2 protein-coding genes are annotated in these 3,596 nt (G+C 72.1%); one reads left to right on the forward strand and one right to left on the reverse strand.

From position 1 onward, the window contains the following. Positions 1-255: 255 nt before the first annotated feature. A complete protein-coding gene (locus ACWGIG_RS37760; RefSeq protein ID WP_453326248.1) occupies positions 256-960 on the reverse strand; it encodes a copper homeostasis protein CutC in 705 nt (234 codons plus the stop codon). Between the two features lie 264 nt (positions 961-1,224). Between ACWGIG_RS37760 and ACWGIG_RS37765 the strand changes: the two genes are divergently transcribed. Then, positions 1,225-3,555, forward strand: a complete 2,331-nt coding sequence (locus tag ACWGIG_RS37765; RefSeq protein WP_453326249.1) for a heavy metal translocating P-type ATPase — start codon at positions 1,225-1,227, stop codon at positions 3,553-3,555. The last annotated feature ends 41 nt before the right edge of the window (positions 3,556-3,596 follow it).

Genomic DNA, 3,596 nt, shown 5'->3' on the forward strand with positions numbered 1-3,596 from the left:
GGGTGAGGGGGCGGCCCCCACGCGGAGCGCACCCCCTCACCCCGGCCCGCGCTCGTCACCGCCCCGCCGCACCCCGTGCGGGTGGATGGGCCGCGTCGCGGGATGGCCCCTCCCCGCCCCTTCGCCTAAACCGCTGCCGCGGGGCCGGGGGGGGGACGTGCGGGCACGTCGTGGCTGGTCGCGCAGTTCCCCGCACCCCTGAAGGGACTGCTCCCCGTGCACGGCTGCGCCGCGCATCCTCAAGCGCCGGACGGGCTAAAGGTGCCCGTCCAGCACTCCCCGCCACTCCCCCACGGCCTCCGCCGAAACCGGCTCCGCCCAGCCCCCCGGCCGCGCCGCTCCCCCGATGTGGAACGCGTTGATCCCGCCCGCCCGCAGCACCGGCAGGTGATCGAGCCGCAGACCGCCGCCCACCAGGATCTCCGCGCCGTACCCGGGCTCACCCGCCCGTCCCGCCTCCGCCAGCAGCGTCGGCAGGCCCGCGTCGACACCCTGCGACGAACCGGCGGTCAGATACGCGTCGAGCCCCGGCAGGTCCGCCAGCTGCTTCCGCACCGCGTCCCGGTCGCCCGCCCGGTCGATCGCCCGGTGGAACGTCCACCGGCACCCGTCCAGCTCCGCCATCAGCCGCTCCACCGTGACCAGGTCGGCATGGCCTTCCGCGTCCAGGAAGCCCAGTACGAACTCCTCCGCGCCCTCGGCCCGCAGCACCCGCGCATCCCTGACCAGCGCGTCCACGTCCGCCGGGGAGCCCGCCGCGAATCCGTCCGCCGCCCGCAGCATCACCCGCAGCGGGATGTCGACGGCCGCGCGGATCGCGGCGAAGGTCGCGACGGGCGGAGTCAGCCCGTCCGCGGCCATGTCCGTGACCAGCTCCAGCCGGTCGGCACCGCCGGACTGGGCCGCGATCGCGTCCTCGGCAGTGAGGGCGATCACCTCCAGGACTGCACGCTCACTCATGGGGTTCCGCTTCCTTCGCCATCGCCGACACGGGCCACAGACAACAGATATAGGTCTAGTCCAATATCAAGACTAGAGCCCCCACCCTTCCCGCGCACCACCTACACCCGGATGTGCACCACCCCCTTCCCCGACACACGGCACACATACCCCCAGGGGGTATATGGCGATCTCTTGCATCGCATGGGGGAGGGGGGTATACATGAACCCAGCACCAGATACCCCTAGGGGGTAACAAGAGCCAGCACACCAAGGGGAGTGGTCATGACCGCCAGCACACCGACACCCGCCAAGGCATCGTCCCGGAAGCCCACCCAGGCATCCGCCCCGGCCACGGCCCAGGCATCCGCCCCGTCCCACGTCGAACTCGCCATCGGCGGCATGACCTGCGCCTCCTGCGCCGCCCGCATCGAGAAGAAGCTCAACCGGATGGAAGGCGTCGAGGCCACCGTCAACTACGCCACCGAGAAGGCGAAGATCGCGTACGACCGCGGGAACACCGAGGTCGCCGACCTCATCGCCACCGTCGTGAAGACCGGCTACTCCGCCGAGGAGCCCGCCCCTGTACGGCACGACGGCCCGCCCGACCCACAGGGCGACGCGGATACCGAGGCGGCCGACCCCGCCCTCACGTCCCTCCGTCAGCGCCTGATCACCGCCACCGTCCTCGCCGTCCCGGTGATCGCGATGGCGATGGTCCCTGCCCTCCAGTTCGAGTACTGGCAGTGGCTGTCGCTCACGCTCGCCGCGCCCGTCGTCACGTACGCCGCCTGGCCCTTCCACCGCGCCGCCTGGACCAACGCCCGGCACGGTGCCGCGACCATGGACACCCTGATCTCGGTCGGCACCTCGGCGGCCTTCCTCTGGTCGCTCTGGGCGCTGTTCTTCGGTACGGCCGGCATGCCCGGCATGACGCACCCCTTCGAGCTGACGATCGCCCGCAGCGACGGCGCGGGGAACATCTACCTGGAGGCCGCCGCCGGTGTCACCGCGTTCATCCTGGCCGGCCGCTACTTCGAGGCCCGCTCCAAGCGCAAGGCGGGCGCCGCGCTGAAGGCGCTCCTGCAACTGGGCGCCAAGGACGTCACCCTTCTCCGCGACGGGGTCGAAGTCACCGTTCCCACGCACGAGTTGAAGCCGGGCGACCACTTTCTCGTACGGCCAGGGGAGAAGATCGCCACGGACGGCACGGTCGTCGAGGGCAACTCGGCCGTCGACGCGTCGATGCTGACCGGCGAATCCGTACCGGTGGAGGTCGGGGTCGGCGACAGCGTCACCGGAGCCACCCTCAACGCGGGCGGACGCCTCGTCGTCGAAGCCACCCGCGTCGGCGCCGACACCCAACTCGCCCGGATGGCAAGGCTGGTCGAGGACGCGCAGAACGGCAAGGCAGCCGCCCAGCGCCTCGCCGACAAGATCTCCGCCGTCTTCGTGCCGATCGTCATCGCGCTCGCCCTCGGCACGCTCGGCTTCTGGCTGGGCAGCGGCGCGGGCCTGACCGCCGCGTTCACCGCAGCGGTCGCCGTCCTGATCATCGCCTGCCCGTGCGCCCTCGGCCTGGCCACCCCGACCGCCCTCATGGTCGGCACCGGTCGCGGCGCCCAGCTCGGCATCCTGATCAAGGGCCCGGAGGTCCTGGAGACCACCCGCAAGGTGGACACGATCGTCCTCGACAAGACCGGCACCGTCACCACCGGCAGGATGACTCTCCTCTCGGTCCACACCGCGCCCGGTGTCGAGGAGTCCGAAGTCCTGCGTCTGGCAGGCGCCTTGGAGAACGCGTCCGAGCACCCCATCGCCCAGGCGGTGGCGGCCGGAGCCCGCGAGCGGACCGGGCAGCTCCCCACCCCCGAGGACTTCGCGAACGTGCCCGGACTCGGCGTCCAGGGCATCGTCGAGGGCCACGCCGTCCTCGTGGGCCGCGAGAAGCTCCTCGCCGACTGGTCGATGGCCCTCCCCGCCGGGCTGGAGCGCGCCAAGGCGGATGCCGAGGCGGCCGGACGTACCGCCATCGCCGTCGCCTGGGACGGCGAGGCCCGCGCCGTCCTCACGGTGGCCGACGCGGTCAAGGACACCAGCGCGGAAGCCATCCGCAGGCTCCGCGCCCTCGGCCTGACCCCGATCCTCCTCACCGGCGACAACAAGGCCGTCGCGGAAGCGGTCGCCGCCGAGGTCGGCATCGACCAGGTCATCGCGGAGGTCATGCCGGAGGACAAGGTGAGCGTCGTCAAGTCCCTCCAGGCGGAGGGACGTTCGGTCGCCATGGTCGGCGACGGGGTCAACGACGCCGCCGCCCTCGCCCAGGCCGATCTGGGCCTGGCGATGGGCACGGGCACGGACGCCGCCATCGAGGCGGGCGACCTCACCCTCGTACGAGGAGACCTGCGCGCCGCGGCGGACGCCATCCGGCTCTCCCGCAAGACCCTCGGCACCATCAAGTCGAACCTCTTCTGGGCCTTCGCCTACAACGTGGGCGCGCTGCCCCTGGCGGCGATGGGCCTGCTCAACCCGATGATCGCGGGAGCGGCCATGGCCTTCTCCTCGGTCTTCGTGGTCGGCAACAGCCTCCGCCTCCGCAGCTTCAAGGCGGCTTAGGGCGCCGGGGCGGGGAGCGGAACCAGGGGCGGGACCCGCAC

Source organism: Streptomyces sp. NPDC054863 (assembly GCF_053610825.1).

Coding starts and splice junctions, on each gene's coding strand:
- ACWGIG_RS37760 (WP_453326248.1), bottom strand. CDS start 960: ATGAGTGAGCGTGCAGTCCTGGAGGTGATCGCCCTCACTGCCGAGGAC.
- ACWGIG_RS37765 (WP_453326249.1), top strand. CDS start 1,225: ATGACCGCCAGCACACCGACACCCGCCAAGGCATCGTCCCGGAAGCCC.